The following is a 3,473-nucleotide window of genomic DNA, read 5'->3' as shown; positions in this document are numbered from 1 at the left end:
TGAACGGCTTCCCGGACAATCGCAACCTGGACAAGGCGCGCCAACTCCTGTGGCCGGTGAAGAAGAAGTTCGGCCGCAAGATCTCGTGGGCCGACTTGATGGTCTTCGCGGGCAATCGTGCGCTGGAGTCGATGGGCTTGGCGACGTTCGGGTTCGCAGGCGGTCGGGAGGAGGTCTGGGAACCGGATCTGACCTACTGGGGTTCGGAGAGCCAGTGGTTCGCCGACGAACGGCACAGTGGCGTCCGGGATCTCGAATGCCCATTGGCGGCCACCGAGATGGGTCTGATCTACGTCGACCCGCAGGGCCCGGCCACGGTGCCCGACCCGAGGGCATCCGCGCGCGACATCCGCCAGACGTTCGGTCGGATGGGGATGAACGACGAGGAGACCGTAGCGCTGATCGCGGGTGGGCATACGTTCGGCAAGTCCCATGGTGCGGCCGCCCCAAGCAGCTGCCTCGGTCCCGAACCCGGAGGCTCGCCCTTGGAGGCCATGGGTCTGGGCTGGGTGAGCACTCACGGCACCGGCAATGCCGCGGACACCGTCACCAGTGGGCTGGAGGGGATCTGGACGCCCACGCCCACGAAGTGGGACAACAGCTTCCTCGAGACGATGTTCGCCTACGAGTGGGAAGTGGAGCTCAGCTCTGGCGGGTCGTGGCAGTGGATCCCGCGCGACGGTGCGGGAGCGGGCACCATCCCAGACCCTCACGACCCATCGAAGACCCACGCTCCTACGATGCTCACCACCGACCTCGCGTTGCAGGAGGATCCGCGATACGAGGCGATCGCACGGCGTTTCCTGGAGAATCCGGACCAGCTTGCGGACGCGTTCTCGCGGGCCTGGTTCAAGCTCATGCACATCGACATGGGCCCCATCCAGCGCTATCTCGGATCGCAGGTCCCGTCCGAACGAATGATCTGGCAGGACCCGGTCCCAGAGGTCGATCACGAACTCGTGGATGCCGACGACATCGTCGCGCTCAAGCGTCAGATCCTCGAGTCGGGTCTGTCGGTGGCGCAGCTCGTGTCCACGGCGTGGGCCTCGGCCTCGACATTCCGAAACAGTGACAAGCGCGGTGGTGCCAACGGCGCGCGCATCCGTCTCGAACCGCAGCGCGGTTGGGAGGCCAACGAGCCAGAGGCGCTTGCCGCCGTATTGGCCACCCTGGAGCGAATTCGCGCTCGCTTCAACGATTCCCAACGCGGGGGCAAGAAGATCTCGCTTGCCGATCTCATCGTGCTCGGGGGGTGCGCCGCGATCGAACACGCCGCCGCCAAGGCGGGGCACGACATCGAAGTCCCCTTCCGGCGGGGGCGTACGGACGCAACGCAGGAGTGGACCGACGTCGAGTGGTTCTCGGCGCTGGAACCGACTGCGGACGGATTCCGGAACTACTACGGCACGGGCAATCGCCTTCCGGCGGAGGAACTGCTCATCGACCGCGCGAGTCAGCTAACCCTCGGTGCCCGCGAGATGACGGTGCTGCTCGGTGGGTTGCGCGTCCTCGGCGGCAACCACGGTGGGTCGCTCCTGGGCGTCCTCACCTCGACGCCGGGCACGCTGACCAACGAGTTCTTCGTCAACCTGCTCGACGTGGACACCGAGTGGGCACCCACGGCGGCCTGCATCGCCGGAATGGCAACGTATGAGGGCCGCGACAGGGACACCTGCGAGGTCAAGGGGATTGCCAGTAGCGCCGACCTCGCTTTCTTGGCCGACCCCGTGTTGCGCTCCATTTCGGAGGACTATGCGAGCCAAGACGGTCGGGAGAAGTTCGTCGGTGACTTCGTCGCCGCGTGGGACAAGGTCATGACTCTCGACTTGTTCGACCGGCTCTGATTCAACGCCTCCGCCCTGGCGGTGCTCTTCTCGGCGGTGTTCTTCTCGGGGGTGTTCTTTCTCGGCGGTGAATTGGCCATTCCCCAAATCCGCCGCATTCGTTGTCGAACTCCTCCGCCAAAGCGTGCCCCTTTTGGGGTGAGAGATGGACGGCGTCGCCAAGGTCTGTGAATCCGACTCCGGCGGGCGCACGGCGTCGACGCTTGCCCGGTCTCGCAGCAAACGAGCAGCTCCTAGGCATCTCACGGTGCCGGTCCCGCACCGCCCGCTCCTCTTGGATGTGACAGGCATCACTACGAACGGCGCCTAGTGGGGTGCGAACGGCGATGTACGACCGCCCTGCGGTAACGCCTGTACGAAGCGGTCGACCAAACCTATCGTTCGATTAGTTACAGACTCGAAACAGGCGCTCGGGTGAGTGAAGCCATTCGGCGACCGCAGAAGTTCAAATCGAGATGTGACCGCCCAAATGGAGCCGAGGATGCATGCACAGCAGCCAGAGTTTCGGCTCACCGGATTCAGCAATTTGGGATTCGGCGAATTGGACGTGAATGCGAGCCGCCTCGGAGGACTTTCGCATTCCACACAACGAACAATGACGTTTCACTGATGAGGAGGTGAGGTCCAATGACGATCACTGAAGAACGAGAAGACCTGTTGACCGAGCTCGGCCTGAATGCGCAGAACAGGGCGACCATCGGCCGAATGCTCGGAACTGGCTCAATCGCGCGGGCCACCGAGCGGGACGACGGCACGATGGAGGGCACCCTGACGATCCTGGAGGACTCGGGCGGCTGGGAGCCGGCCGTCTTGGTCATGCCGCACGGTGGCTCGATTGAGCTCACGGTCATCAACGATGACAAGAACACGCACTCTGCGTTGTTCCCCAGCAATGGCGACAAGCAGTTCCTCGGGCTGCTCAACCATTCGAGGGGCAAGGCGACGCTGACCTTGGACGGTCCGGGCTTCTACTGGTACAGCTCGCCAGGTGGCAACGACGAAGGTCGGGGACTCACCGCCGCCATCGTCGTGCTCGGCGAGGTGCCGCCGGAAGCCCGTCTCGACCGTCCCGACCAGCCACGCCCGTAGGAGGAAACCCAAAATGACTGTTGTCCCAGACATTTCCGACGAAAACATCAAGGTTGAATACGTGGAGGCCGGGGACGCGATCCCCCACTCCGCACTGAGCGCCATCCCTGGAAGCGCACCTGCGGTAACGGATGACGTCAACTCCGAACGTCTGCTCGATGCGCGTTCGGAATCACAGAACTGGCTCACCTACTACGGTGCGTACGACGGTCAGCGGTACAGCCTGCTGGACCAAATCAACAGCGGAAACGTCAAGAGCCTCAGCCCGGCATGGATCTTCCAGGCCGGCTCCGCCGGTCACATCGCGGGTTCCTCGACCTATGCGTTCGAGGCATGCCCGCTGATCGTGGACGGCGTCATGTTCGTCACCGGTTGGGACGGCTGGTTCTGGGCTCTCGATGCGGTGTCGGGCGAGCTGCTGTGGCGCTACAAGCACGCAGTGCCGTTCGACGTCTCGCTCTGCTGTGGCAACGTCAACCGCGGCTGCGCGGTGGCCAACGGCAAGGTGTACTTCGTCACCCCGAACGCACAACTGCTCGC

2 protein-coding genes and 1 pseudogene are annotated in these 3,473 nt (G+C 64.0%); all 3 read left to right on the top strand.

Translation table 11 applies throughout. From position 1 onward, the window contains the following. Positions 1-1,844, top strand: a 1,844-nt coding sequence (gene katG / locus ABW137_RS24920) for a catalase/peroxidase HPI (protein ID WP_526404136.1), incomplete at its 5' end; no start/stop codon positions are given. A gap of 627 nt (positions 1,845-2,471) precedes the next feature. Beyond that, the gene (locus tag ABW137_RS24915) at positions 2,472-2,933 is read left to right on the top strand and encodes an MSMEG_3727 family PQQ-associated protein (protein ID WP_526404135.1); all 462 of its coding nucleotides are present in this window, start codon (positions 2,472-2,474) and stop codon (positions 2,931-2,933) included. A gap of 13 nt (positions 2,934-2,946) precedes the next feature. After that, positions 2,947-3,473, top strand: a pseudogene (locus tag ABW137_RS24910) (PQQ-dependent dehydrogenase, methanol/ethanol family); the annotation flags it as partial.

Source organism: Mycobacterium sp. (assembly GCF_040509115.1).
In the GTDB taxonomy this organism is placed as follows: Bacteria; Actinomycetota; Actinomycetes; order Mycobacteriales; family Mycobacteriaceae; genus Mycobacterium.
Note: the sequence above shows the minus strand (reverse complement) of the source record. Positions and strands in the feature narration are given on the sequence as shown.

Excerpts from the sequence above, each read along its gene's own strand:
- ABW137_RS24915 (WP_526404135.1), top strand. The coding sequence starts at position 2,472 with ATGACGATCACTGAAGAACGAGAAGACCTGTTGACCGAGCTCGGCCTG.